Genomic DNA, 26,238 nt, shown 5'->3' on the forward strand with positions numbered 1-26,238 from the left:
TCAGAACGCCTCGAGGATCTCGCAGGCCACCGAGTTCCTGACCTGGGGCTCGGCGTCGGCGAGGAGCGATGCAGCGCGCGGGATCTCGCCCAGCGCGACCAGGCCCGCCCCCGCCGCCTCGCGCACCGGGATCTCGCGGGATCGGACGTCGCGCTCCAGCAGCGGCACGACCGCGCGGACTCCTGCACGTGCGAGGACTCCCCGCGCGAGCACCGCGCGCGTCGACGTCCCCGCGGCGAGCTTCATCAGCCAAGCGACGGCCGCGGAGCGCTCGCGCGCCGCGACGTCCCGCGGCGCGGCGTCGACGTGGCGGCTATGGACGGCGAAGACCACGGCCTCATCCGGATCGCCCTGCGCCTCGATGAGCGCAGATCGCACCGCCGGGTCCTGGAGCGGCGCGGAGAGGATGGCGTAGACGCGATCCCGGCTCTGGCTGGAGCGGATGGAGCCGATGAGGACGGCGATCGCTTCGCCGGCGCCCTCGCCTCCCGCGCGGACCAGCGCGCGCGCGGCGGCGATCGCGGGCGCGCCGCGCTGGGTGGAGATCGCCCAGCGCAGCTGCGCGCGTCCGCCGCTGTCCAGCGCGCGCGGCGTCGCCCACGCTTCGGCGATCGCCTCGCGCCCGGGTTCATCCGAGAGGGTCCAGACATCGCGCAGCGCCAGCACGAGATCCTGACCGCCGAGCGCCCCGGCGGCGCGGATCGCCAGCGTCCGCGCGAGCGGGTAAGGATCGAGCCGCGCCGCCTCGAGCAGCGCTTCCCGATCGCTCGGGTCCGCCGCCGCGGCGGCGGCGCGAAGCGCCGAGACGCGGACCTCCTGATCTCCGTCGAGCATCCGGGAGCGGCGCACCGCGCCGTCCTCGGCTGTGACGAGCGCCCGCGTCTCCAGCGCGCGGAGCGCCGTGTCCTTGCCGGGGTATCGCCCCGCCGCCGCGTCGCTTGCGTACCGCTTCACGCTCTCCGGGTCGGTGAGCCCCGCCTCGAGGAGGATCATCGCCGCGGCGGTCGCGATCGCGTCCGAGCCCGCGGCGCGCTCGGCGAGCGCGTCCTCCAGCGCGCGCGCGCATGTCCGGAGCTCGCGCAGCCGATCGGTCCCCGAGGGCGGCGTCGCGCGCGCGATCTCCCCCTGCGCGACCGCGCGGGCGATCGCTCGTGCGTCGTCGCTGTCCAGCGTGCCGCGGCGAAGCTCATCGCTCAACGTGCGCCGCAGCTCGTCGAACCTGCCCGCCTCGGCTGCGCGTAGGGAGGCCGAGCTCGCGCAGCCGGTGACGGCGGCGAACGAGAGGAGGCCGGCGAGGATCGACCGGGAGAGCACGCGGCGCATGACGCGCCTCTTACCGCGCCGAAGTTCGCGTTCGAAGCCCCTTCGGCTCGACCACCCGGGGAATCCGTTTTATAGGGCGGTCACGTTCCGGCACCATGCGTATCGACGTCATCGTCAACACCACGGCGCGCCGGTACCGGGCGAGGCCGTCGCTCATCGACCGCATGGCGGCCGCGTGCGCTGGCGCGGCGGAGCTCCACCCGACCTCGAACGTCACGGAGCTCGCGGAGGTCTGCGAGCGGCTCGCCCGGCGAGGCGCGGATCTCGTCGCGCTCTCGGGCGGCGACGGCAGCTTCATGGCCGGCGTCACGGCCCTCGCGCGCGCCTTCGGCGATCGCTCGCTGCCGCGTCTCGCCCTGCTGCCAGGCGGCACCGTGGCGACCGTCGCGCGGAACTGGGGCATGACCGGCGATCCGGCTGCGCTCCTCGCGCGGACGGTCAGCGAGGTTCGCGGCCTCCCGAGCGGCGCGGCCATCCCGAGCGCCGTCCGCCGGCCCACCCTGCGTGTGCGCGCGACGACCCGCAGCGGCGTCGAGGAGCGCATCGGCTTCATCTTCGGCACCGGGCTCGTGGCCAGCTTCTTCGATGTCTACTACGAGCGCGGAGGCGACGGCTACGGCGCCGCTGCGCGCATCGTGGCGCGGGTGTTCATCGAGTCCTTCTACGGCGGCGCCTACGCGCGCCGCGTCCTCGACCCGCTGCCGTGCACGATCGAGGTGGAGGGGCGGCAGCTCGCCCCACGCGCCTGGTCGCTCATCTGCTCGTCTGCAGTGCGTGACCTCGGGATCCACATGCTGGTCACCTACCGGGCAGGGGAGGATCTCGATCGCCCTCACCTCGTCGCCAGCGCCCTGCCCCCTCGAGAGCTCGGGCCGCGCGCTCCGCTCGTCCTCGCGGGCCGCCGGATCGGCGGCAAGGACCACTTCGACGACCTCGTCCAAGATTTCACGGTCCGGTTCGGCGCCGAGGCCAGCGCGACCTCGATCGGCGACGGCCCCTACATCCTCGACGGCGATCCCCTCCGAGCGAGCGAGATCCGGGTCTCGGCCGGGCCAGCCATCGACGTCCTCTCCCTGCGCCCCTGAGATCGCGCGCTCGTCGACGCCCTGCGCCGATCCGTCGGCGAGCCGGCGGCCGCATCGCATGACGGAATCATGACCAGCGTCGTGAGCCCCAGTGACGGGCGTGCTCGATGCTCCATCCACTTTGGAACCCATGACGCAAGCGCCTGCATCGAGCCCTACACGGGTCGTCGTACCGAAACCTGGCCCCAGCCTCGGCCAGATCTTCAACGTGCTGGGGATCACTGCGATCCACGTGGGCACCGTGGTCGCCATCCTCCGAGGTGCCACGTGGAAGCTCGCGGCGCTCGCCGCGGCCACGTACGTCGTCCGGATGTTCGCGATCACGGCGGTCTACCACCGGTACTTCTCGCACCGTAGCTACAAGACGAGCCGCGGCCTGCAATTCCTGCTCGCGCTGCTCGGCACCACGGCGACCCAGAAGGGCCCGCTGTGGTGGGGGGGGACGCACCGCGTCCACCACAAGTACTCGGACACCGAGCGCGACGTCCACAGCCCGCTCCGCAGGGGGTTCTGGTACGCGCACATGGGCTGGTGGCTCGGCCGCGAGCACGAGGAGCTCGACCTGAAGCGCATCCCTGACTTCGCGGGTTTCCCTGAGCTCCGCTGGCTGGACCGCTACCACGTGGTCGGGCCGCTCGGCATGATGGCGCTGCTCTTCGCGGTGGGCGGCTACGACGCGTTCCTGTGGGGCTATGTCGTGTCGACGTGCGCGCTCATGCACGGCACGTTCACGATCAACTCCCTCGCGCACGTGTTTGGCTCGCGGCGCTACGCAACGACCGACACGAGCCGCAACAACTTCTGGCTCGCGCTGATCACCCTCGGCGAGGGCTGGCACAACAACCACCACCACTACATGAGCAGCGCGAACCAGGGCTTCTTCTGGTGGGAGATCGACGTCAGCTTCTACGTCCTGCGCGCGATGGAGAAGCTCGGCCTGATCTGGGAGCTCAGGACCGCGCCGGCGCACGTGCTGCAGCGGAACCTGATCAAGGAGGTCGGTGAGCGTTCGCCGCTCCTCGCCCCTCAGGCCACAAACGCCGAGCCCCTTGACGCCCCGCCGCTGGGCCGGCCGAGCCTCGGCGACGTCTGATCGCGCGCAGCGTTCGTCATCGATGATCTGCGGACGGAGGCTGCAGGGCCGCCTTCGTCCGCAAGAGCTCGCGACAAAACCCTCGGCGACCATCGCAGCGCCGCCCGGCTCGCCGTCGATGCGGCGGCCAGGGCCCCTCGGGAGCTCTGGCGCCGGCCGCTAGAGCGCGGGCGCATCTTCGTGCGCTGCGCGCTCATCCGCGTCGTTCGGCGTAGCTTCGTACGCGTTACTCGCCCGCCTAGCGGCCGAGCCCGTAGCGCACGAACCTGTGCACCCCGCTCTAGTTGACGGACGAGGCAGCTTGCTGGGTGTGCGCGGCGGCGGAATCGCCGGGCTTCGGCTTCTCGGCCTTGTTGCGCTCGCGTTGGCGCTCCAGACCGGCGCGCACGAAGCGCGCGAAGAGCGGGTGCGCGCTATGGGGGCGGCTCTTGAACTCGGGATGGAACTGACAGCCCACGAAGTACGGGTGCTCGCGCAGCTCGATCATTTCGACGAGGCGCTGGTCGGGCGACGTCCCGGAGAGCACGAGCCCCTTCTGCACCATCGCCTCGCGGTACTTGTTCGACACCTCGTACCGATGCCGGTGCCGCTCGCTGATGCTCGTCTGCCCGTACGCCTCCGCGGCGATCGACCCCTTGTCCAGGACGCACGGGTACGCGCCGAGGCGCATCGTCCCGCCCTTCTCGACGACCCCCTTCTGGTCGGGCATCAGATCGATCACCGGGTCGGCCGCGTTGCGATCGAACTCCACGGAGTTGGCTCCCGTCATGCCGCAGACGTGGCGCGCGTACTCGACGACCGCGAGCTGCATGCCGAGACAGATCCCGAAGAACGGGATCTTCTCCTCGCGCGCGTAGCGGATGGCTTCGATCTTCCCCTCGGTCCCGCGATCGCCGAAGCCGCCGGGCACGAGGATGGCGTCCAAGTTTGACAGCAGCTCGGGCGCGCCGCGCGCCTCGATCTGCTCGGAGTCGATGTACTCGAGCTCGACCCGCACGTCGTTGTGGAGCCCGCCGTGGACGAGCGCCTCGTGCAGCGACTTGTAGGAGTCGCGCAGGTGCACGTACTTGCCGACGACGCCGATCTTCACGATGCCGCGGGACGGCTTCTTGAATCGCTCGACGATGCGCTGCCACGGCGACAGGTCCGGCTGCCTCGCCCAGATGTTGAGCAGCTCCGTGATCTTCTCGTCGATCCCCTCGGCGTGGAGCACGAGGGGGAGCTCGTAGATGCAGTCGACATCGACGGCCGCGATCACGCAGTCGACGGCGACGTTCGAGAAGAGGGAAATCTTCTCCTTCATGCTGCGCGGGAGCGGCCGATCGCAGCGACAGAGGAGGATGTCCGGCTGAATGCCGATCTCGCGCATCTCCTTCACCGAGTGCTGGGTGGGCTTCGTCTTCAGCTCGCCCGCCGTCGCGATGAATGGCACCAGCGTGACGTGCACCGAGATCGCGTTCTGCGCGCCCGACTCCACCTTGAGCTGGCGGATCGCCTCGATGAACGGAAGCGACTCGATGTCACCCACGGTGCCGCCGACCTCGACAATCGCGACGTCAGCCCCGTCCGCAGCAGAACGGATGCGCAGCTTGATCTCGTCCGTGACGTGCGGGATCACCTGCACCGTCGCCCCGAGGTACTCGCCGCGGCGCTCCTTCGAGATGACCGCCTCGTAGACGCGGCCGGTGGTGAAGTTGTTCTGGCGGCTCATCCGGGCGAGCGTAAAGCGCTCGTAGTGCCCGAGATCGAGATCGGTCTCCGCTCCATCGTCTGTGACGAAGACCTCGCCGTGCTGGTAGGGGGACATCGTGCCGGGATCGACATTGATGTACGGGTCCAGCTTGAGGTGGGTGACCTTCAACCCACGGGACTCCATCAGCGCCCCGATCGAGGCCGCAGCCAGTCCCTTGCCGATCGACGATACGACTCCGCCTGTGACGAAGACGAACTTGGTCCGCTTGCTCATGACCCATCGCTCCGCTGCGCCGTGTGCGCGCCTGTAACCAGTCCCTCGAGCGGCGCTCCAAGATGAGCGCCGCCAAGGGTCGGCTGTCCACGGCAAATACCTTGCCCGGCTTACAAGCCGCACGGCCCCGTCAGCAGGACCGAAGCCGGAGGAAACCCCGCGACGGGGAACCCCGCGCCGGCAACAGAACCTGACCTGCCGTACGAGCCCATCTGCAACCGGCAGGGACCCACGGCAAGCCTGCGCGACGTGATGCCGCTCTGAATCCGCCGGCATTCTAGGCCGCTCTCCCAGCGCGTCAATGCAAAGGACAATCCGATGTCCCAAGAAGGGTCGAGTCCCTCGGGATCGGGCGCCGACCGCCGGCCGCAGGCGTAGGCGCTGGGGGCTCCGCCGGCCTGAGAGCGTCGGCGGACCGGGATGGTACGCTCCGCCGGCGCCCGGCGGGCCTGGTCACGCCATGAGAATCGCGCACGTGCTCCAGCTCGCGACGTCCACCCCGATCGTAGCGCTCGAACGGGACGGGGCGCTCTACGACGTCGCGGAGCTAGAGCGCCACTTCGGGACGAAGCTCGCGGACATCCGCGGCGTGTCGGACTTCCACACGCGCGTGGTGGCGCTCCGTTGCGCCGGCCTTCACGCGCTGGATGATCGGCTGCTCAGCGGAGATCGTCCCGCGTCGACGCACCTGCACCCAGCCACGATCTTGTGGCTGCCTCCCTGCGCCACCGATCGCGCGGCGTACATCCAGCTCGGCCCCTACGCGCACGGCGCCGAGCGCCCCTGGTATCGGTTCGGCAACAGCCGCGCGCTGCTCGGACATGCCGCCGAGATCCCCTTCTCCCCGCTCGAGGACAGGCCCGACTACGAGCTGAACCTGGCGGTGGTCCTCGGCGAGGATCTGCGGCGCGCCACCCCGGAGGAGGTGGAGCGCGCGATCGCTGGCTACACCGTGCTGAACGACTGGACCGCGCGCAGCCTGGAGGCGCGGTCGCTGGTGCGCGGGCTCCCACCGTCGGAGGCGAAGGACTTTGCAACGCAGCTCGGCCCGGTGCTCGTCACGCCCGACGAGCTCGGCTCGGTCGAGGCGCTGCGGACCCAGGTCCGCGTCGACGCCGAGACGCGTTCCTGTTCGCGCGTTGGCGAGTGGACCTTCTCGCTGGCGGAATCCGTCGCGTACATCAGCAACCACATCGAGCTGCGCGCGGGCGACGTGATCGGAGCGGGCCGCGTCTTCGGTGGGAGCGCTGATCAGCGCATACCGTACGGCGCCAGCGTCGAGCTGATGATCGAGCGCATCGGACGGATGACCGGCAAGCCCGTCAGCGGCCCTGCGCTGTTGCCATGGCGCCGCCGGTGAGCGGGCGTCGGCGCATCACCGCGCGGCCCGCGTGGTTCTCGGTAGCTCAGAACGTGCCGACGACGCCGATGCCCATGCCGGTCGCGGTGATCACCGGGGCCGGCCGCACCGTCAGCGCCGCAGGGGTCGAAGGCTGCGCCGAGCGCGCCTCCGTGGTCATGAAGATCCCTTCGCCGACGAGGCCCAGACCGGCGAGCTGCGCGAGCCCACCGATGGCGGTGAGAGCCCCGCGAACGTACAGCGTCGCTCCGCAGTCCGGATCGTCCGCGGCGCAGCCGTTCTTGGCGAGCGCGAGCCATGGACCAGCGATCGGGATCTTCAGCTCGCTCGCCCCAGGGACCTCTGGCCATGACGATGCGGCGAGGAACGCCGCGCCGTAGGCGAGCGCCGTCACGGCCACCCCGCCGACGATGACCTTCACGCGTGCTGAGGACGGCGGGTACCGCGGAGGCGCCGCCGGCTCCTCCGCGCCGGCGGAGGCAGCGGCCAACCCCAGCGCGGCGACGACGGCGATTGAGGCGAACTTCATGGCGTCTTCGTTCCGGAAGCTCCCGCGCCCGACTTCTTGGACGGCAGCTTCACGGTGTACGGGACCTCGAGCGGTTCGCCATCGAACGGCAGCACGATCTCTCCGACGAAGGCGCGCTTCACGCAGGATTCGGCGGGCGTCCCTGCGAAGGGCGGCCCGACCAGCACGTCGGTCACGCGTCCCTTCTGGCCGTCGAACACGACCTTGACCTCTCCCTCGCCCGTCGGGGCGTTGGACACGACCTCGGCGCAGTTCGCCGCCTTGTCCCCTCCGCGTCGCAGGGCGATCTCCATCTGCTTCTTCTGATCGGGGTTGAGCCCGCCCCCGCTGTCCGCCGACGCGCCCGCCTCGGTGCCGGAGCTGCCCGCCTCGGCGCCGGAGCTCCCCGTCTCGGCTGGTGCGGCAACATCGGACGGTCCCTGATCGAAGTTGTAGTCTTCCCCTGCCTGCTTGGGCTTGGCGCCGGAGCATGCTGCAGCCGCGAGGATGATGAGCGGCAAGAGCGCGCGGGTCGAATGCTGCTGGGACACGGTGTCCTCCCTTCGAACAGAGCGTGAAGGAGCGTCTGCGCGCACCCTAGCAAGCTCTCCTTTCCGAGGACAACCCCGAGCGCACACGCGCGCACCGATGAGCGACGCCGGGGCTGCGACGACCGGTCGACCGGAGGAGGCGTCCGCGGTGGAGGCGTTGTAGAGGCGGAGAGGTCTCATGCCTCGACATCCCCGCCGTACAGTCTCCGCGGTCGCGCTCGTGCTCTCGTCGCTCCTCGCCCGCCCCGGCGGCTCCCAGCCGCTCGACAGCGGCGCCGCTCCCGCTGACCGCTCGACCCCCACAGCGAGGCCGACCCAGGGAGCCCCCGTCTCGCCGAGCGCGCCCCCGGCGCCCCTCGCGTCACACGGACCTCGAAAAATCGACCCTGAGCGCGCTCGAGCGCAGGTCGAGACGCTCGTTACCGACGTGCGCCGCCTGGGGGGACGGGTCGGCGTGCTCGCCCTCGACGTCGCCAGCGGCGCGACGCTCGCGGCCTTCGATCAGCGCGGCCTGTACAACCCTGCATCCAACGCGAAGCTCTTCACGGCAGCCGCCGCGCTTCGCCTGCTCGGGCCGAGCTACCGCTACCTGACCGGCCTCTACGGGGACGCGTCGAACGGAGCCGTCGCCGAGCTCGTGCTCCGGGGTTCGGGCGATCCCTCCCTCAGGACGCGTGATCTCTGGGAGATGGCGCGCGCCCTGAGGGCGTCCGACGTCCGGAAGGTCGCGGCGATCGCGATCGACCAGGGCTACTTCGACACGCGCTACGTGCCTCCGGCCTTCGAACAGCAGCCGGAGGAGTGGGCGGCCTTTCGCGCCCCGGTCGCGGCAGCCTCGCTGAACGCGAACGCCTTGCTCTTCACGGTGCGCCCGTCGAAGGCAGGGCAGGCTGCCTCCATCGCGATCGATCCCCCGGGCTTCACGGTGCTCCAGGGCACGGTGACCACCGCGAGGCGCGGCACACCAGAGAAGCTCGGGGTCCGGCTCGAACCGAACGGCGAGCGCCTCGTCGCGCACCTCAGCGGGCACATCCCAGAGGGCGGCCGCGCGGTGAGCCTGGCGAGGCGCGTCGACGATCCCCGCCTGGTCGTAGCGTATGCGCTCAAGGAGATGCTGCTGGAGGTGGGCGTCGACGTCTCCGGCGAGGTGCGGCTCGGCGGTGAGCGCCAGAAGCGGCTCCTCGTGGCTCACCGCTCGGCGCCGCTCGGCGAGCTCCTCTCCGCCCTCGGGAAGGACAGCGACAACTTCTACGCGGAGACGATCTTCAAGACGCTCGCCGCAGAGAAGCGCGGGCGCCCCGGCACAGCCGAGGATGCCGCGGAGGTGGTCGGCGAGACCCTCAGGGAGCTCGATGCGTTCGGGCAAGACGTCGTCTTGAGGAACGGCTCGGGCTTGTTCGACGCCGCTCGCGCATCGCCGGAGGCCATCGTCCGGCTGCTGCGCGCCGCGCTTCTCGATCCGGCGCTCGGCGCAGATTTCACCGCGCAGCTCGCGATCGGCGGTGTCGACGGCACCTTGCGCAGCCGCTTCCGCGGGTGGTCGAAGGAGCGCGCCATCCGTGCCAAGACGGGAACGCTCGCCTCGGTGGTGGCCCTGTCTGGCTACATCCTCGCGCCCCCTGGTCGTTCCCCGATCGCCTTCGCCGTGCTCGCCTCCGACGTCCCAGGGAAGATCGACCCCGCACGAAGGGCCATCGACCACTTCGTCGAGTCGCTCGCCGACGAGCTCTGGAAGGACGCACGCACGCCGTGAGAGCGCGGGCTGTCTCGTGTCGGCCGCTGCGCTGCGCTCCGGACCCCGCTCACCTCTGCGCGCCCCCCACGCAGCTGCGTTCGGGCGGCTCACGCAAAGCGGCCGCGCAGCATGACGCCGCGCGGCCGCTTCACCGACTCGTCCTGAGCTCGTCGCTCAGTAGTCGCGCATCTGCTTGCGGATCTTCCCGAGCGCCTGCTCCTGGAGCTGACGGATGCGCTCGCGCGACAGGTTGTACTTGTCGCCGATCTCCTTGAGCGTGAGCTCGTCCTCGTCGTCGAGGCCGAAGCGCCAGCGGATGATCCGCGACTCGATCGGCGTGAGCGTGGTCAGGAGACGCCGGACCTCGTCGCTCCACTTCCTGTTGGCCAGGTGATCGAACGGCGACAGCGCGTTCTCCTCCTGGAGGAAGTCGATGAACTTGCGTCCATCCTCGTCACCGACCGGACGATCGAGCGAGAAGGGCGTCTCCGCGTAGAAGTCCTTCACCTTGTCGAGCTTCTCGCGCGGAACCCCCGTCTCCTTCTCGAGCTCCTCGATGGTCGGCTCATGCCCCGTGCGCGCGATGATCGCCTGCGTCGCCCGCGCCACGCGGTTGTACGTATCGAGCATGTGGACCGGGATGCGGACCGCGCGGCCCTTGTCGGCCAAGGCGCGGCTGATCGCATGCCTGATCCACCACGACGCATACGTCGAGAAGCGGTAGCCACGGCTGTGGTCGAAGCGCTCCACCGCCTTCATCAGGCCGATGTTGCCTTCCTGGATCAGATCGATGAGCGGCAGGCGCCCGCGGTTGTAGCGCCGCGCGATCGACACGACGAGCCGCAGGTTGGCCTTCACGAAGCGGTTCTTCGCGTCGTGCTGCGCCTGGAAGGATCGCTCGACCCGATCGAGGTAACGGCGGTAGGAGCCAGACATCGGGAGCCTCGGCCGCGTGGGGCGGGTCTCCTCGGGATCGCTCACGTCGTCCTCGAAGTCGGGCTCGCGCACGAGATCGCGCGCGATGGTGAAGGCACGCGCCATCCAGAGGCGATCCGAGTCAGGCAGGCGGACAGCCGCCGCGAGCTCCTCGGAGAGCTGGGTCCACGGCTTCTCCTGCTCGGCGAGCAGCTTTCCCTTCTGCTTCTTCGCCAGGCGAACGAGCTTCTGCAGCTCCGCGATCTGAGGAGCCTTCACCTCGTCCTCACCCGCCTTGGCGACATCCTCCTCGAGCGCGGTGAGGATGTACTCGGCCGCAGGCAGGTAGGAGAGGAGAGCCACCCAGTGCTCCACCTCCGTGCGCTCGACCGCCCGCGCGGTGTCGAGCTCCTCGTCCGGCCCCATGACGGGGTGGAGCGCCATGTCGCGGAAATAGCGGGCGAGCATCGAGTCACCGCCCCCGTCCTCGACATCCTTCAGCTCCCGATCCTGGTTCCTCGCGCGCTCGGGCTGAGGCAGCCGATCGAGCGGTCCGAGGTCCAGATCGATGAAGTCAGCCGCCCGCTCCTCATCGAGGATCTCGGCCGGGCGGGGTCGCACAGCCGTCTCCTCCGTCTGGTCATCTTCCAGAAGGCCGAGCGCTGCGATTTCCGGCGTGGCCGTCCCACCCTGAGCGAGCGGGTCGCCCTTCACTACAGTGGCGTTGCTCTTGGTCGACCTCATGGCGGCTCCCTCCACGGTGGTAGCTCCTTGAAAGTGCGAGCGCGGCGACTGGTTGTCCCCGAAATCTTCGACCTCGGAGACCTCCACCTCGGTGGTCTGCGATGCCCCCCGCCGGGGAGCCGATGCGGTCTCGGCCCCCTGCGAGCTCTTGGATGCCGCGAGCCGCGCAGAGGCACCTACAGCAGAGGACTTGGCGTTTCTCCGCGCAGTTTCTGGACGGCGGGCGGTCGACGTGCTCATCTTGGTCTTTGTGTCGGCGTTCACTTCTAAACGGCTGACCTTGCGAGATTGAAATGTCTCGCCACCTTTTGACGGCGGGCGAGACGATTTCGTGCCAAACAGAGGGGAGGAGCTGACCGAAGGAGCCCCTGTTGAAACTGGCAACCGCTGGTGCTTTCTTTTGATTCCGGTCGAACTCTTCTCACCTGAGGCAGGTCTGCTCTTGCAGAATGATGCTCCTGCGCCAGTCCCCGGTAGCACCTCAGCTCCCGAAGCAAAAACAGTGCCTTTTTTAGCGTGCGTTCCCGCTTCTCCCGTTTGAGAGCTCGACCTGGGTGCGCTATGTAGAGCGGAAGGCGCTGTCCATGTCCTGTCGAGCGAGACGTTTCGCTGCGACCGAGCCGAACGGCATGGCTGGGTACGCTTCCGGGGACGCAACAACATCGGCAACCTGCTCTCCTTGGGGACACCTCGAGTTCGCCAGCGTTCCGCGGTTCGGTGGGTCCGCCCTCGCAGCCTAGGCAAGGGAATTTCGCTGTCTTATCCAGCGTGTAGGAGCCCGTACCTAGCCGCTGAGGCCGTTCTCTCAGTGAGCTTCGATGTTTCCTGAACCTGGGCCTCCCGATGGCAATGTCGAGCCCTCACCCGACGGACGAAGGCGGAGAAGGTTATTTTTCGCGACAGACCGCCTGGAAAGTTGGGAATTCCGGCAACAATTTCAGCCTCAGCGCAATTAATCGCTAAGTCTGTCCCCGGAGAGGGGACCGGGATCACGCCCTAGGTTGGTCAGGCCTCGGCTGGGGACGCAGGGCCTCTTGAAAGACAACGATCGGTCGCCGGTCGCTGGCGGACTGAGCTGGGTCGGAGTTTACCCTGATCACACGATCATAGGGTGCCATCGGCGGTGCATAGTAGGTGCGCACGAAATGCACGCTGCGCATCTGCTCGGTGCCTAATCGCCTCACACTGACGATGCTGATCAGCGTCAGCGACGGCAGCCGCACGTCCCCGCCTGAGGGATGCGCCCGAACTCTACGTCTGCGATGCAACCCGAGGGATCGCTCGCAGCGGAGGCGAGTCAAAAATACGAAATACTACGATAATCGGGCACTTGCGAGGGAAGGGGGCGGCCTTGGCCAGTTTCGGCCGTTCCGCATCGGGGTGGTCGAACGGCGGGCCGAAGACCACCCCGCGGAGCCGTCACTTCGCCGCGGCGGGCGAAGCGAGCTTCGCCACAGCACCGAACGACGCAGGATCGTGGATCGCGATCTCCGAGAGGATCTTCCGATCGAGGGCGATGCCTGCCTTCTTGAGCCCGCTGACGAGGCGGGAGTAAGTCGTGCCGTTGAGGCGCGCGGCAGCGTTGATCCTGGTGATCCAGAGGCGACGGAAATCCCGCTTCTTGAGCTTGCGGCTGATGTAGCCGTACTCCCAGGCGTGGCGGAGCACCTCGACCGCCTGGCGGAAGCGGTTCTTTCGGCCGAGGAAGTAGCCCTCGGTCTGGTTGAGGACACGGTTGCGACGGCGACGGGCCTTGAAGCCTCTCTTTACACGCGGCATCGGTAATTTACCTCACTGCTCCAGGGTCAGCCGTAGGGAAGAAGCAGCTTGACGCGCTTCTCCATCGCCGAGTCGACCATGTCGTTCTTGCGGAGACGACGCAGACGCTTCTTGCTCTTCTCCTGCATGCAGTGGTTGAGCCCGCCCTTGCTGCGGCGAATGCGGCCGGAGCCGGTCACCTTGAAGCGCTTGGCCGCGGCGCGGTTGGTCTTCATCTTCGGCATGATGCCCTCGATCCGAATGCCTATCGCTCCCGGCGGCCACCGCTCCGAACCACCGGAGAGGCTGTTCTGCGCCGCAGGGATGCGTAGAAGGGGCGCTTTATGGCGATCCGGCGTGGGGTTGTCAAGTGTCCAGGCAGCGGCTAGGGGCCGGTCGGCGCGCCGGAGGGCCGGGGGTCAGGGCGTCGCTCAGTCGCTCACTCAGGCGCTCACTTTCCGAACACCACCCGCTGACCGAAGACGCGGTCCGCCGTCTCGCAGAACGTTCGGAAGGCCATGTACTCGGACGGCTTGATCCGGGACTTCGTGAGGGAGATCTGACTGCGGACGACGATCTTCCCCGCGGACTGCTCGACCGAGAGCGAGAACTTGCCGAAGGGGGTGTCCACGTCCTGGGGCAGCGGCGCCCTCGTGACACGCCACCCGGCAGGGATCCGGAGGGTCCATTCATCCCGGCGCGTGGTCAGCGCGGGGATGATCACGTCGCGGGTGCGCGCCGAGAGGGACGCGAACTCGGTGGCGAGGCGCTGCGTGGGGACAGCCGGGACCGACAGGCTGTCGCCCTCCCTTCGAGCGAGCGCGACGGCTCTTCCCCGAGCCCGCAGCTTCGCCGGCTGCTCGATGTCCTCGAGATCGTTCACCTCGACCCCGGCCTTCCCAGGCGCCAGCTCGACCGCCCCGAAGTCCGTGGCGAGGTCACGAGCAGCGCGGTCGCGGCGCGTCCCCTCCGCCATGTAGCGGGTCCGCCACTCCGGCGCGGATGCGCCGGACACCTGGATGTCGACCCCGAGCTGAGCCGATCCGTCAGCGCTGACGGCGATGTCGACGGTCCGGTGCACGACCGAGGCCTCGGGAGCAGGCTCCGGGAGGCGAACGAGCTTCGGCTTGCCTTCGTTGATCTGAAGCGCCATCGCTCCGCGATCCATGATCGGAAGCTCGGTCGAGCCCGAGTGCTCCGCCGTTCCGTCGAGGTAAAGGTCGAGCGACGGCACGTACGCGATCGCGTGGTCGAACGGCGCAAGGCTCGCGGGCTCCGGCCCGATGTCGCCTCGCATGCGGGTGCGCACGAGCACGATCGTCGCTGGGATGCCGATCTCGCGGAGCATCGTGACGATCAGCGTCGCCTTGTCCTTGCAGTCCCCCCAACCACGAGCGAGCGTCTGCGCACACCTCCTCGGGCGAATCCCCTCGATGCCGAACTCGAGCGCCACGTAGCGCGTCTCGGTCGCGTACTTGTAAATCGCGCGGACCTTGCTCCGATCGTCGGCAAGGTTCTTCGTGATCTCGCGCACCCGCTTGCGCACCTCATCATCCACATCGAACTGCTCACGCGCGAGGCCCCAGTACCAGGAGCCCACCTCATCCCAGGTCTTGAAGGTCGAGACGTGGACGTGCGCGAGGATCTCGGACCACGCGGGCATCGCCGGCTCGGGCGCCACCGGCGGCACCGAGGCGGCAGAGAAGCGGAAGATGCGCCGGTCGGCGTCCTCCTTGGTCTCGCGCACGAGGCCAGGGAGGTCGGACGCGAAGAGGTGGAACTGCCTCGTCTTCGGGGTGATCAGCACGTACTCGCTGCTGGCGATCGGCTCATCCCCCTGGAGGAACTCGATCTCGCCGAAGTGATCGGCGATCTCGTTACGAGGGCTGACGTCATCGACGCGGTAGCGCAGCTCGACGACGTCGCCGGCGTTGAGCCGCGGGAAGCTGACGTAGAACGTGCGCGCCGATGTGTACATCGCGAGCGCCGGGTTGTTCGCCCCTGATTCGCCGCTCTCGATCGCCCCGTCGACCTTGCCGTCTGCTCGGTAGACCTTCGCGGCACGGAGGCTCACGGTCTGGCGATCGGCCTGGTACTCGAACGCGTACTGCCGGGCGCTCGCCGCAGCCTCGTCCGTCAGCGGCTGGAAGACGACCTGCCGGAACCGGCTCGCCAGGCCGTTCGGGAAGACGGTGGTGACCGTCAGGTTGCGCAGCGTGCGCTTGGGATACTGCCGGTCAGCGTTGCGCCGCATCGGGAGGAAGCGGTCGGGCGCCCAGGCGTAAGCCTCGTCGGCGCGCGGCTTCGGCGGCTCGATGTGCTCGATGTACTCGCGCACATCCTTCGCCTGAGGGCTGATCGCCAGGATCTGCTGCAGCATCTCCAGCTGCGCTTCTCGGTTTCCCTCCTCGCCGTAGAGGTCCGAGAGCGCGCGCAGCGTTCCGATGTCTTCAGGCGCCATGGCGAGCGCCCGCTGATGGGCCGCGAGGGCGCGATCGCCCTGGCCGAGCGCGCGGTACGTGCGCGCCGCGACCGTGCGGGCCCAGACGGAGTCCGGCTCGCTGCGGAGGAAGCGCTCGATCCAGCGCTCCGCGCCGGCAGGATCGCGCCGCGCCACCGCGAGCTCGACCTGCTGGTGAAGGAAGCTCGAGTCGTCGAACCGCAGCGCGGCGTAGCGCGCCTCCATCTCGGCGGCCTCCGTGTCGCGCCCGAGCGCGCGCAGCTGCGCCGCCGAGGCGCGGAGGAGCGAGACGCTGCTCGGCTGGCGCGCGAGCGCCCGCTCCAGCGTGGCGAGCGCGGTGCGCTTCAGCCCAGCCTCCACGTAGAGGTCCACGAGCCCGAGGACGGCCACGACATGATCGGGATCGGAGGCCAGGATGCGCTCGTAGATCGGAGCCGCCTCCCGCCAGTTCGGGCTCGTCTGCGCGAGCCGAGCCTGCGAGAGCAGGACGTCGATGTCCTCACGATCGCCCGCGAGCGCGGCGGCGCGCTCGATCCACGCGCGCTGCTGGTTCCTGTCCTCGGAGAGCTGACCGGCGAGAAGGTAGCGACGCACGCTCGGCTCGGCCTCGGCGGAGCGCCGCGCGAGATCGCGCGCTCTGTGCTCCCCCTCGGCGTCGCCGCCGGTGAGCATGAGGTACCGCGCGAACGCCTCCAGCACGGCGGGCGAAGGCCGAGCGGCGCTCGCGGCTCGCTCGAACGCCTGCATCGGCCCCTCGATCACAGCCGCGCGCGCGGCGAGCTTCGCGCCGGAGGTTGGCCCTCCGGCCTGCGCCCGCGCCCCGCCCGCGCGCCTCGCGTCAGCGGCTTCCCCCTGAGGCGCCGTGACCTGGGTTCCGATGTCCGAGGTCACATCCAGATCGAGATCCGGCGCCCCCTTCTCGTTGCCGATGCGCAGCGCGAACTTGGGCGCCGACGCGCGTCCGCAGACCTTGACCGTCAGGCGGTTGTAGCCGGGCCGCAGCGTCACCGGCGCGGCGAACCGATCGATGTCGAGCTCGCGGTACCCTGGATCGGCCAGGACCTTCGCGCCGTTCCAGAACAGCTTGAACGCCCCGTCTGCCCCGACCCAGATCGAGATCGGCCGGGGAGCGCGCGTCCCGGCCTTCGCGCGGACGAACGTCGTCGCGTAGCCGCAGACGCTCTCCACCGGACGAATGAAGTCGCCGAAATCAAACCACCCGTACTGCGGCGCCTCGGGGGGCACGCGCCAGCGGACCGCGCGCGCCTTGCCGTCGTACGTCCTGCCCGCAGCCATCGGCTGCTCGAGATCTTCCTCGGGCCCGAACGCCCGCTCGAAGCCCCCCTTGTTCTCGTTGTCGAACGGTCCGATCGTCGCCCAGCGGCCGATGAACCCGAGCTTCTGGATCCTCGCGACCGCTCCGTCGAGATCACCTCGACGCCTGCGCGCGTATGCCGAGAGGAGCTCCGCATAGACCTGGGTGGGCGCGCTGGTCGCGCCGGCCTCAGCGATCGACGCGATCGCCTCCTCGACCTGGGTCGGGTCCGCGCGGTCCCACGTGCGCCAGAGCTCACGTAACGCGGCGTAGACCTCGGGGCCCCTCGCCGCGCGGACAGCCGCGTGCGCGGAGAGCACCTCAGGGTGAACCGCGCCGAGCTCCGCGCGCGCGTCGGCGCCGAGCGACATGGCGCACGTCAAGGCCGCCGTCCCCACGGTGAGCGCGCAGAAGGAGCGCCCCCTCGTCGTCCCCGGGTTGAGCTCGATCTCACGGGGCTCGGCCCGGCTGAGCACGTCACGCATCCGAGGCGCTATCCCGTGGCCGAAGCCATCGGTCAAGCACAAGCCATGGCTGGAGAGGCGTCGCACCGGCCGAGGTCAAGAGGGAGCTGCCCACGAGCCGGCGGAACGCACGCCGGCAGGAGGTCGTCCCCCGGGCCGCGTTCATCGGGCCGCACCTTCATGAGCTCGCCCCGCCGCGCGCGCCGATCCCGCGAATTTGGTCGATCTTTTGCCGGGTACAGACCGATGACACGCAGCGCGCCCCACACCGGCGCCCCCGGAGGAGGGCGCAGCGCCGTCCGACCGCATTCAACAAAGGAAACAATAGCAATCTTCGATATTTATCATGCAGGCCTTCTGGGAGACCCGGGCGGACAGGCGCCTGGAAAAGGTCCGGAACCAAGCCTCCCCTGGGGGCAGGGGGGAGCGAGCTCCGTCGGGGTCCGGCAAGGCTCGGCGAGGTTCGGCTGTGCGATCCTCCAACTTCCAGAAAGGGCCGCCTTGCTCCGCCGCACCTGCTTCGGATAGAAACGTCCCAAGATGTACGGGTGCACGGTCGAGGAGCAGCCGCACTGCGCGCTGCGAACCAGCCATGCAAGTCCCAAGGCAGCGAGCGTCACGCCGCGAACGTGGTACCGGTGGTAAGGCAAGCCCGCGCAGCGGGAAGCCAGTTGGATGACGATGGTCGGGGACCGCACGTGCGGCGCCCGGTGATGACAAGGGCGACAGAGCCCGCAATGCCCAGGGCCCCATCGCGAGAGCGCTGGCGGAGGAACGATGGTCAACCCTCAGATGGTGATGTACGAGGAGGAATTCAATCAGATCCAGAGCGTGGTGGATCGCCTCGTCAAGGACGCCAATGCGAAGGTCGTCTTCATCGTTGACAAAAACGGGCAACTGATCGCCGCGAGCGGAGACGTCGACAACCTCGACACCACGTCGCTCGCCTCGCTGACGGCGGGGAACATCGCCGCTACGGGCGGGATGGCGAAGCTCCTCAAGGAGAACGAGTTCGCCACTCAGTTCCACGAGGGTGAAAAGGCGAACATCCACATCCAGCTGGTCGGGAACCGCGTCATCCTCGTGGTGATCTTCGACTCAAAGTCGAGCCTCGGGTTGGTGAGGCTCCGGGTGCGAAAGGCGAGCGAGGAGCTCAACCACATCTTCGAAGCGCTGCTCAAGAAGGTGCAGGAGCCGGGCGCCGACTCGCCGTTCGCCGAGATCACCGACGAGGACATCGACAACCTCTTCAACGACTAGGAGCGCGGTCGATGAGCTTCATCAATTACATGGCGCGCGAGATCAACTGCAAGATCGTCTATTACGGCCCGGGTCTCTGCGGCAAGACGACGAACCTGCAGTACATCTATGAGCGCACCAACCCGGACGCGAAGGGGAAGATGATCTCCCTCGCCACGGAGACCGACCGGACACTCTTCTTCGACTTCCTCCCGCTCGCGCTGGGCGAGATCCGCGGCTTCAAGACGCGGTTCCACCTGTACACGGTGCCGGGGCAGGTCTTCTACGACGCGAGCCGCAAGCTCATCCTGAAAGGCGTCGACGGCGTGGTCTTCGTGGCAGACTCTCAGCTCGGCCGCATCGAGGCGAACCAGGAGTCGGTGGAGAACCTCCGCACAAACCTGGCCGAGCAGGGCTACTCGCTGGACAAGATCCCGTACGTCATCCAGTACAACAAGCGGGATCTGCCGGAGATCGGCACCGTCGAGGAGCTCCGCTCGCTGCTCAACCCGACGAACGTCCCCGATTTCGAGGGGGTCGCGCGGACCGGCGTCGGGGTGTTCGACACGCTCAAGGCGGTCGCCAAGCTGGTGCTGACCGAGCTGAAGAAGGGCGGCCCCTAGGTTCCAAGGGCCGGCCCCAAAGATTGGCTCGAAGAACGCGCAGCGAGCGAGTCCGTGGACTCGCTCGCGCTCGGCGCAACAATCAGGCGCGCTGGTAGATGCGGTTGCGCCGGTTGCGGTTCTTCGCCTTCAGCTTGGACCGGTGGCGCTTCGACTTGGAGCGCGTGGTCTTCCGAGGACCTTTCGACAACATGAGGAACATGAACAGGCTCCGTTGAGGCGCCCGGCGCGGGGGCGTCGTGCCGCCGCCGCCGGTGCGAAGGGGCGGCAACGTACGGCATCACAAGGCAAAGTTCAACCGGAGAGCACCTCGACCGGGCGACCGGCAGGTTCGCGGCGGATAGGACGGGCCCCGGCACCAGGGCCGAGCTTTTCTGCTATCGGTGTTCTACGACGTGCGGTTCAGGACCCTCCTCTGCCTAGCCGCCGCCTCGGTGACCGCATGCGGCGCGAGCATCAACGCGGTCTACGAGGGGGACGTACGCTTCGAGCACTGCATGGCGCTTGACTCGCTGGCCGACGTCAAGCCGACCCTGCGGCGCGCGTGCTGGGACGAGTGGCTTCAGTTCTGTACGTTCGGCCAGACGCGCGACCGTGTGGAGTACGCCACGCTGCGGGCCGGGCAGCTCAGCCACGCCAGTGATTTTGACGAAGGCGAGTGGACTCCGCCGAGCAGCCGAGCCCCTGCCGTGCCTGAGCCAACGAGCGCGCTCGCTCCGCCGCCCAGGCTCCTGACCGCCGACGTGGCCGCGCCGGCGGCAACGGAAGAGGCCCACGCAGACCCAGACGCGAACGACGGCGGCGCTGCGGCCTCGGCGTCGAAGACCGCGGAGGAGGTTGCACCGCCGGGAGCGAAGTGCAGCGCGTCGTGTCAGACGGACTGGAAGGAATGCCAGGACGACTGCAAATCCGCCGCCTGCGAAAAAGGCTGCTCCGGCAAGTACACGCGGTGCATGCGTCGCTGCTTCTGATCGACGTCGTCTGCTCTCCGCGCAGATGCCTCACCTTGTCACACCAAGATGGCCTGGAATCTTGACCCGCGATCGAGCGTAGGGCTATCGGCGTACACGATGTCCGCTTCGCACGCGCCCAAAGAGCTCAGCAGCACGACTCCTGATCGCAACGGCGCGGCGTCGCCCCTCGAGGGGCTCGGCGCGAGCGCAGGCCCCATGCGGGTGCTGCGGCCACGGCGAGCGGCGCCCGCGGACGCCGTGCGGCCAACCCGCGCCGAGGTGAACCTCGCGCACCTGCGGCACAACCTGCGCGTCCTCGAGCGAGGGCTGACCGGCGCGACGAAGCCGCAGATCTGGGGGGTGCTCAAGGCCGATGCGTACGGCCACGGCGCGCCAGCGGTCGCACGGACGCTCGAGCGCGCAGGGATCCCCGGCCTGTGCGTCGCGTTGCTCGAGGAGGCCATCGAGCTGCGAGACGCCGGCATCCGGCTGCCCATCCTCGTCATGGGCGGCTACTACGGCCCGCGGCGCGACGGGTTCGAGGAGATCATCGCGCGCGATCTCGTGCCCGTCGTCTACGACGCCGGCCAGATCGAGCGCCTCGCGAGCGTGGTGCGGATCGAGCAGCGCGGTCGCGTGGGCGTCCATCTCAAGGTCGACACCGGCATGGGACGGCTCGGGGCCGCGAGCTCGGAGATCGAGGCGGTGCTCGCGACGCTCGCCAAGCACCCGGAGGTGAAGCTCGACGGGCTCATGACCCACCTCGCCTGCGCGGACGCCGACGATCTCGGCGTGACGATCGAGCAGATGCGCCTCTTCGGGGAGATCGAGCAGCGTGCGAAGAGCTTCGGCCTCACGCCGCGGGTGCGGCACGCCTCGAACAGCGCGGCGATGCTGCGCCTCCCTGCGGCGTGGCTCGACATCGTCCGTCCGGGGGTCGCGCTCTTCGGAATATCGCCGTGCGCGGGGCTCGCGCCCGACCTCAAGCCGGTCATCCGGGTGCGCAGCGAGATCGTCGCGCTGCGCACGATCGCGAAGGGCGACAGGATCGGCTACGGCCACACCTGGCAAGCTTCCCGGGAGAGCGTCGTGGCCACCGTGCCGATGGGGTACGCCGACGGCCTGAGCCGTCAGCTCTCGAACCGCGGGGCCGCCCTCGTGCGCGGTCAACGCGCGCCGATCGCGGGCGCCGTGTCGATGGATCTCACGATGCTCGACGTGACGGATGTACCGGGAGCACGCCTGGGAGATGAGGTGGTGTTCCTCGGAACGCAGGACGGGCCGCTCGGGCGCGGCACGATCAGCGCCGAAGAGATCGCGGGGCTCACGGGGACGATCGCCTGGGAGGTGCTGACCAGCATCTCGCGCCGCGTGCCCAGGTTCTACCGCGAGCCCTGAACGCGCGCGGCGGCGCCCGCGCTGGCGCTGCCGGCTCGAGCGGGCGTGATACGCTGCTCGCCATGAAGACGGCCGTGAAGCAGCGAGCCGGCGCCAGCGGCGTGCTCTTCTGCATCGGAGCCGCGCTCGCGCTCGGCGGCGCGGCGATGACCGCATGCGAGGACGAGGTCACGAAGCAGCGTCCGCGCAGCGGCGCCGGTCAGGAGGCGCAAGAGCCGGAGGACGGGTTCGATCCGGACACCGAAGACCCGAGCGGACCACCGGCCGCGGATGCGGGCGGGCTCTGCGGCAACCGGATCCACCAGGTCGAGATCGCCGAAGCGCCGAACATCTACTTCGTCCTCGATGCGTCGGGCAGCATGCTCAGCCCCGCCTCCTCGAGCTCGAACGCGACCCGATACGACCGGGTCCGTGACGCCGCGGTCGACCTCGTGCGCAACCTGGGCCCGCTGATCAACGTCGGCGCCGCCGTGTTCCCCCTGGACGCGACCGACGAGGCGCCGTGCAGGCCAGGCGGCGAGGTGTTCGCTGTCACGCCGGGGGCTCCCTTCGCAGAGGGACAGGAGGGCTCGACGACGACATCGCGGTTCCGCGCGGCGACGCGGGCCGCGCCCCTCGGCGGCACGCCTACCGCGGCGACGCTCGCGGCGCTGACGCCGAAGCTCGTCGAGCTCCCCGGCAAGACCATCGTCGTGCTCGCGACCGACGGCGGTCCGAACTGCAACAGCTCGGCGAGTTGCGAGGCGGACGGGTGCATCGCCAACATCGAACAGCAGTGCCCCGACCCCGAGGAGAACTGCTGCTCGCCCTTGGGCCCCTCGGGCCCCGAAGGGTGCCTCGATCGCGACGATACGGTCGCCGCGATCGAGCGGCTCGCGGCGAGCGGGATCGAGGTCTATGTCGTCGGCATCCCGGGGAGCGAGTTCTACGGCGATGTCCTCGACCAGATGGCGCTCGCCGGCGGCGCGGCGCAGTTCGTGAGCCCGTTCTACTTCAAGGTGGACAACCTCGACACGCTGGGGAACGTCCTCTCGAAGATCGCCAGCATCGTCGTCTCCTGCGAGTTCGACCTGGTCGATCCGCCTCCCGAGGCGGGACAGACGAACGTCTACCTGGACGACGAGCTGGTCGCCTACGACCCGGAGAACGGCTGGCGCTGGAAGTCGCCCGCGGTCGTCGAGCTCCTCGGGGAAGCCTGCAAGAAGCTCAAGAGCGGGCGGGTGGGGCAAGTCCAGATCGTCTCCGGCTGTCCCACGGAGGTGGCGAGGTGAAGCGCGACGCGACGAGGCCCTCAACCTCGCTGAGCCAGCTGACGGCCGACGCTGCGGACGACGCTGCGCTCGACGAGATCGACGCGGTCGCGTCCGCGGCCTTCGACGTGCCGCAATTCTCCGCGCGAGAAGAGCTGCGCCGCCCCTGGACGCGCTGCTGGGTCGCGCGCGAAGAGCGGCGCGCGCTCGCCTTCCTCATCGCGTGGCACGTCGCCGACGAGCTCCACGTGCTGAACGTGGCCACCTGCCCGGCCGCGCGGCGGCGCGGGCTCGCGACGGCGTTGATGAATCGATCGCTCGAGTATGCACGCCAGCAGCAAGTGCGGCTGATCCTGCTCGAGGTGCGCCGCTCGAACCGGGCAGCGATCCGGCTCTACCGGAAGCTCGGCTTCACCGCGATGGGGGTCCGCCCTCGGTACTACAGCGACAACGGCGAGGATGCGATCGAGATGGTGCTCACGCTCGATCCAGCGACCGGCGCGGTGCAACCAGGCCGGGACGAGATCCGCATCGAGATCTGAACCGCGCCGCGGGGCTCAGCGCGGGCCCGCGGCAGGCGCCGCGGGAAAGCGAGACACCGCGGCGAGCGGCGGCAGCCGCGCCGCCACCACCTGCATCGGGGTGAGCAGCAGCGGCCGGAGCAGCGTCTTGGCCCGCTCGTCGAAGGGCTGGAGGAGCGCGTCGGCCTGTCGCGTCGCCTCGACCAAGCGATCGGCCATGAGGCGCGCGTCGACGTTGGGGTTCAGATCCTCGAGGCGCTGGATCTCGTCGCGAAGAGCGCTGAGCAACGAGATGTACCTCGCCAGGGGCGTGTCCGTGATCGGCGCCGAGCCGCTCGGCGCGGCAGGCACGCCGAACTCGACGGTCCGCTTGAACTCATCCGGCACCGAGCTCGCCCGGTTTCTTATGAGCTTCACGTTGACGGGGACCTTCAGCCTCGTCTTCTGCTCGATCTTTCGATCGAGGTACTCCTTCCCCCGCTTGGCCAGGGCCGAGTCCTCGATCGCGCTGCGATCCCGCTTCCACTGCGTGTTGTCCTCGAGAGCGCGGAGGATGCGGAGGTAGGGGTAATCCGCCTGGGTGAGCGCCTGGTACGTCTCCTTCGCCTCCTTCAGGTTGGCCGGGACCCGCACGGTGAGGTCCGCCATCCAGTCGGTCCACTGGGCGATGTAGCTGACGTCGTAGTCGGCCGCGAGGCCGTCCAGGTTCTTGTTGATCGAGGCCTCCTCGCCGGGCGCGAGGTCCACGACCCACCGCTCAGCCATCAAGCTGTCGGCGCCGCTCTCGAGCCTCTCGAGCACCGCGAAGTGCCCCCTCTCGGTGTACGGACCGTCCACCTCCTTCCAGCGCTTCTCCTTCGCGTACAGCTTGCTGCCGATGATCTTCAGCACGGCGGGACGGTCGGCGAACATGTCGCCGAGCGTGTGCGGAGGGTACTTGCGGTTGGCGCGGCTGTTATCACCCGTCTCGTCGTACTTCTCCTCGATGATCGCGTTGACGAAGAAGTCGTAGTACCGCTTCCGCGGCGGCACGGCCTGGAGCGTCGCGCGCACGCTCGCGACCAGATCCTCCTTGCGCGCGATCGGCGTGACCCGCTTCTCCTTGATGAGCGTCAGGTAGTACTCGACGTGCCGCTCGAGCTGCTTCTTCAGCTCGGTCTCGGTGAGGTTCGAGGTCGCCCGCAGCACCTCGGCCCAGAGCGAGGTGAACCTGTCCTTCGCCCACGGAACGTCGAGGTGCTCGACGTCGCTCAGCATCAGGTACAGCTTGAGGTCGTTCCGCTCGCGGAGGTAGTGGTCGCCCTTCGCGAGCTTGAGGCGATCCTCGAGCCGTTGCTTGCACGGGATCACGAAGCCGTTCTGGAGGCTGGCGACGTAGACGTGCACGAGCGGCGGGTACACCGTCTCGCCCTGGAACATCGTCCACCCCTTCCCGTCCGGCGGCCCCTCCTCGCGCGCCTTGTCGATCTCCTTCAGCCGATCCAGCGCAGGCCGCAGCGCGGCGAGCTTCTCCGAGAGGGGTCGCGTGTCCTCCCATCGGAGCGCGCTGACGGTGCGCGCGTCCGCCTCCACGTCGCGCAGGAACGCGCGGTTGTTGGCGAACGACACCACGCTGGGGATCGCGAGGATGACCCCGAGCGCCGCGGCCGCCGCGCTGATCGCGCCACGAACGAGCCGCTGACGCCGGATCTCGCTCGCGCTCCTGGCGGCGATGTCCCCGTCCGGGAAGACGACGTTCATGAAGACGTCGTGGAGGAAGTAGCTCTTCGACTCTACGTTCTGCTGCGCCGCGGCCTCGTGCGTGCGGATCCCCATCGCCTGGCCCATGCGCTGGAGGACCCGGTCGAGCGGCCTCCCCTCCTGCGTGCCGCTCGTGAAGTAGAAGCCGCGAAAGATGGGCGTCCCCTGGAACGCGTTGACCATGAAGACGGTCGAGACCAGATCGGAGAGGTTCCGCCGGATACCCGAGAACTCGAGCGGGAACTGGTAGACGCGCTCGCGCGCCTCGCGGCTGCGCTCCATCACGAGCCGCTTCAGCGAGCGGGCGTGGATCTGCCTCGCCAGGGCGTCGAACTCGGCGTCGAAGAGCCTCCCCGGGTCGGCCTTGTCCGCGCTCAGCTTGAGCGTCGCTCCCCACGCCTGCGCGCGGTCGCTCTTGCGCATGTCGCCGAAGAACTCCGAGAAGCCCGCGATGAGGTCGCACTTCGTGAACAGGAGGTAGACGGGCAGCACCATGTGGAGCTGCGTCATCACCTCGTCGATGCGCGCGCGGAGCTTCTTCCCCATCAGCTCGACTTGCTGCTCGCTCGCGTCGATGAGATCCGCCACGCTCACGGCGACCAGGATGCCGTTGAGCGGGCGGCGGGCGCGGTGCTTGAGGAGCATTTGCAGGAACGCGATCCACTCCTCGTGGTCGTCCTGCTCCGTCGTGTAGCGCCCCGCGGTGTCGAGGAGGATCGCCTCGTTGGTGAACCACCAGTCGCAGTTGCGGGTGCCGCCGACGCCGCGCACGCCGCCGCCGTTGCTCGGGTGCGCGTAGGGGAAGACGAGGCCGGAGTGCTTCAACGCCGTCGTCTTCCCCGCCCCGGGCGGGCCGATGATGACGTACCAGGGCAGCGAGTAGAGCGCGGCGTTGCCGTGCTCCTTCCCCTTGCCGAGCTTCGAGCTCTTCAGGGCGCTGATGCCGCCCTGGACCTGCCGCTGGAGCTCCTGGATCTCGGCGCGGCGCTCGGGCCGCGCGTTGAGCGCCTGCTGCGCTCCCTGCTGGACGATGGCCCGCTCAAGCGCAGACGCGGCGCGGCGCGCGTTGATCCGGCGGTACACGAAGAGCGCGATCGCGGCGAGCGCGATGACGACGCTCGTCGCGATCGGGATCGCGGTGGGCAGGTCGAACGTGAAGAACGCCGCCCACGAGATGAGGAACAACAGCCCGAAGAGGACCCACAACACGGAAGCGACGATACCACCGGTCGCCGC

At 69.0% G+C, this 26,238-nt stretch carries 19 protein-coding genes; 10 read left to right on the top strand and 9 right to left on the bottom strand.

What is annotated here, in order from left to right; all coding sequences use genetic code 11:
- Positions 1 to 1,323 (bottom strand): hypothetical protein, encoded by a 1,323-nt coding sequence (locus tag WME95_RS39440; protein WP_437904467.1) that lies wholly within the window; start codon positions 1,321 to 1,323, stop codon positions 1 to 3.
- 95 nt (positions 1,324 to 1,418) lie between these two features.
- Between WME95_RS39440 and WME95_RS39445 the strand changes: the two genes are divergently transcribed.
- Both WME95_RS39445 and WME95_RS39450 read left to right on the top strand, forming a co-directional pair.
- The gene (locus tag WME95_RS39445) at positions 1,419 to 2,408 is read left to right on the top strand and encodes a diacylglycerol/lipid kinase family protein (protein ID WP_437904468.1); all 990 of its coding nucleotides are present in this window, start codon (positions 1,419 to 1,421) and stop codon (positions 2,406 to 2,408) included.
- 130 nt (positions 2,409 to 2,538) lie between these two features.
- The gene (locus tag WME95_RS39450) at positions 2,539 to 3,501 is read left to right on the top strand and encodes an acyl-CoA desaturase (RefSeq protein WP_437711167.1); all 963 of its coding nucleotides are present in this window, start codon (positions 2,539 to 2,541) and stop codon (positions 3,499 to 3,501) included.
- A 280-nt stretch (positions 3,502 to 3,781) separates the two neighbouring features.
- Here WME95_RS39450 and WME95_RS39455 read toward each other — a convergent pair whose 3' ends face one another.
- The gene (locus WME95_RS39455) at positions 3,782 to 5,467 is read right to left on the bottom strand and encodes a CTP synthase (protein WP_437545102.1); all 1,686 of its coding nucleotides are present in this window, start codon (positions 5,465 to 5,467) and stop codon (positions 3,782 to 3,784) included.
- A 460-nt stretch (positions 5,468 to 5,927) separates the two neighbouring features.
- Between WME95_RS39455 and WME95_RS39460 the strand changes: the two genes are divergently transcribed.
- Positions 5,928 to 6,827: a fumarylacetoacetate hydrolase family protein gene (locus WME95_RS39460; RefSeq protein ID WP_437904469.1), complete on the top strand. Its 900-nt coding sequence runs from the start codon at positions 5,928 to 5,930 to the stop codon at positions 6,825 to 6,827.
- A 46-nt stretch (positions 6,828 to 6,873) separates the two neighbouring features.
- Here the strand turns inward: WME95_RS39460 and WME95_RS39465 are convergent, their stop codons facing one another.
- Together WME95_RS39465 and WME95_RS39470 are read right to left on the bottom strand one after the other, a co-directional pair.
- Positions 6,874 to 7,356 carry a hypothetical protein gene (locus WME95_RS39465; RefSeq protein ID WP_437711171.1) on the bottom strand — a complete coding sequence of 161 codons (483 nt, stop codon included), beginning with the start codon at positions 7,354 to 7,356 and terminating at the stop codon, positions 6,874 to 6,876.
- Positions 7,353 to 7,886 (bottom strand): hypothetical protein, encoded by a 534-nt coding sequence (locus WME95_RS39470; RefSeq protein ID WP_437904470.1) that lies wholly within the window; start codon positions 7,884 to 7,886, stop codon positions 7,353 to 7,355. The genes WME95_RS39465 and WME95_RS39470 overlap by 4 nt, the downstream gene beginning before the upstream one ends.
- 178 nt (positions 7,887 to 8,064) lie before the next feature.
- Between WME95_RS39470 and dacB the strand changes: the two genes are divergently transcribed.
- Positions 8,065 to 9,639 (top strand): D-alanyl-D-alanine carboxypeptidase/D-alanyl-D-alanine endopeptidase, encoded by a 1,575-nt coding sequence (gene dacB, locus WME95_RS39475; RefSeq protein WP_437904471.1) that lies wholly within the window; start codon positions 8,065 to 8,067, stop codon positions 9,637 to 9,639.
- Between the two features lie 156 nt (positions 9,640 to 9,795).
- Here the strand turns inward: dacB and WME95_RS39480 are convergent, their stop codons facing one another.
- From WME95_RS39480 to WME95_RS39495, 4 genes are all read right to left on the bottom strand, one after another.
- The gene (locus WME95_RS39480) at positions 9,796 to 11,157 is read right to left on the bottom strand and encodes a sigma-70 family RNA polymerase sigma factor (protein WP_437904472.1); all 1,362 of its coding nucleotides are present in this window, start codon (positions 11,155 to 11,157) and stop codon (positions 9,796 to 9,798) included.
- 1,542 nt (positions 11,158 to 12,699) lie between these two features.
- The gene (gene rplT, locus WME95_RS39485) at positions 12,700 to 13,059 is read right to left on the bottom strand and encodes a 50S ribosomal protein L20 (RefSeq protein ID WP_012239853.1); all 360 of its coding nucleotides are present in this window, start codon (positions 13,057 to 13,059) and stop codon (positions 12,700 to 12,702) included.
- Between the two features lie 26 nt (positions 13,060 to 13,085).
- On the bottom strand, positions 13,086 to 13,283 hold the full coding sequence (gene rpmI / locus WME95_RS39490) for a 50S ribosomal protein L35 (RefSeq protein WP_012239854.1): 198 nt from the start codon (positions 13,281 to 13,283) through the stop codon (positions 13,086 to 13,088).
- Between the two features lie 206 nt (positions 13,284 to 13,489).
- Positions 13,490 to 17,299, bottom strand: coding sequence for a DUF3857 domain-containing protein (locus WME95_RS39495; protein WP_437904473.1), 3,810 nt, complete (start codon positions 17,297 to 17,299; stop codon positions 13,490 to 13,492).
- 756 nt (positions 17,300 to 18,055) lie between these two features.
- Here WME95_RS39495 and WME95_RS39500 point away from each other — a divergent pair.
- From WME95_RS39500 to rimI, 6 genes are all read left to right on the top strand, one after another.
- On the top strand, positions 18,056 to 18,538 hold the full coding sequence (locus tag WME95_RS39500) for a roadblock/LC7 domain-containing protein (protein WP_012239856.1): 483 nt from the start codon (positions 18,056 to 18,058) through the stop codon (positions 18,536 to 18,538).
- Between the two features lie 11 nt (positions 18,539 to 18,549).
- A complete protein-coding gene (locus WME95_RS39505; RefSeq protein WP_012239857.1) occupies positions 18,550 to 19,140 on the top strand; it encodes a GTP-binding protein in 591 nt (196 codons plus the stop codon).
- A 434-nt stretch (positions 19,141 to 19,574) separates the two neighbouring features.
- Entirely contained in the window at positions 19,575 to 20,111 is a 537-nt protein-coding gene (locus tag WME95_RS39510) for a hypothetical protein (protein ID WP_437904474.1), read from the top strand.
- A 99-nt stretch (positions 20,112 to 20,210) separates the two neighbouring features.
- On the top strand, positions 20,211 to 21,491 hold the full coding sequence (gene alr, locus WME95_RS39515; RefSeq protein WP_437545113.1) for an alanine racemase: 1,281 nt from the start codon (positions 20,211 to 20,213) through the stop codon (positions 21,489 to 21,491).
- Between the two features lie 62 nt (positions 21,492 to 21,553).
- Entirely contained in the window at positions 21,554 to 22,762 is a 1,209-nt protein-coding gene (locus WME95_RS39520; protein ID WP_437904475.1) for a vWA domain-containing protein, read from the top strand.
- Positions 22,759 to 23,283 carry a ribosomal protein S18-alanine N-acetyltransferase gene (rimI, locus tag WME95_RS39525; RefSeq protein WP_437904476.1) on the top strand — a complete coding sequence of 175 codons (525 nt, stop codon included), beginning with the start codon at positions 22,759 to 22,761 and terminating at the stop codon, positions 23,281 to 23,283. The genes WME95_RS39520 and rimI overlap by 4 nt, the downstream gene beginning before the upstream one ends.
- A gap of 15 nt (positions 23,284 to 23,298) precedes the next feature.
- Here rimI and tssM read toward each other — a convergent pair whose 3' ends face one another.
- Complete coding sequence (gene tssM / locus WME95_RS39530) at positions 23,299 to 26,211, bottom strand: type VI secretion system membrane subunit TssM (protein ID WP_437904477.1); 2,913 nt, start codon at positions 26,209 to 26,211, stop codon at positions 23,299 to 23,301.
- Between the last annotated feature and the right edge of the window lie 27 nt (positions 26,212 to 26,238).

The organism is Sorangium sp. So ce327 (assembly GCF_051530205.1).
Lineage (GTDB): Bacteria > Myxococcota_A > Polyangia > Polyangiales > Polyangiaceae > Sorangium > Sorangium cellulosum_B.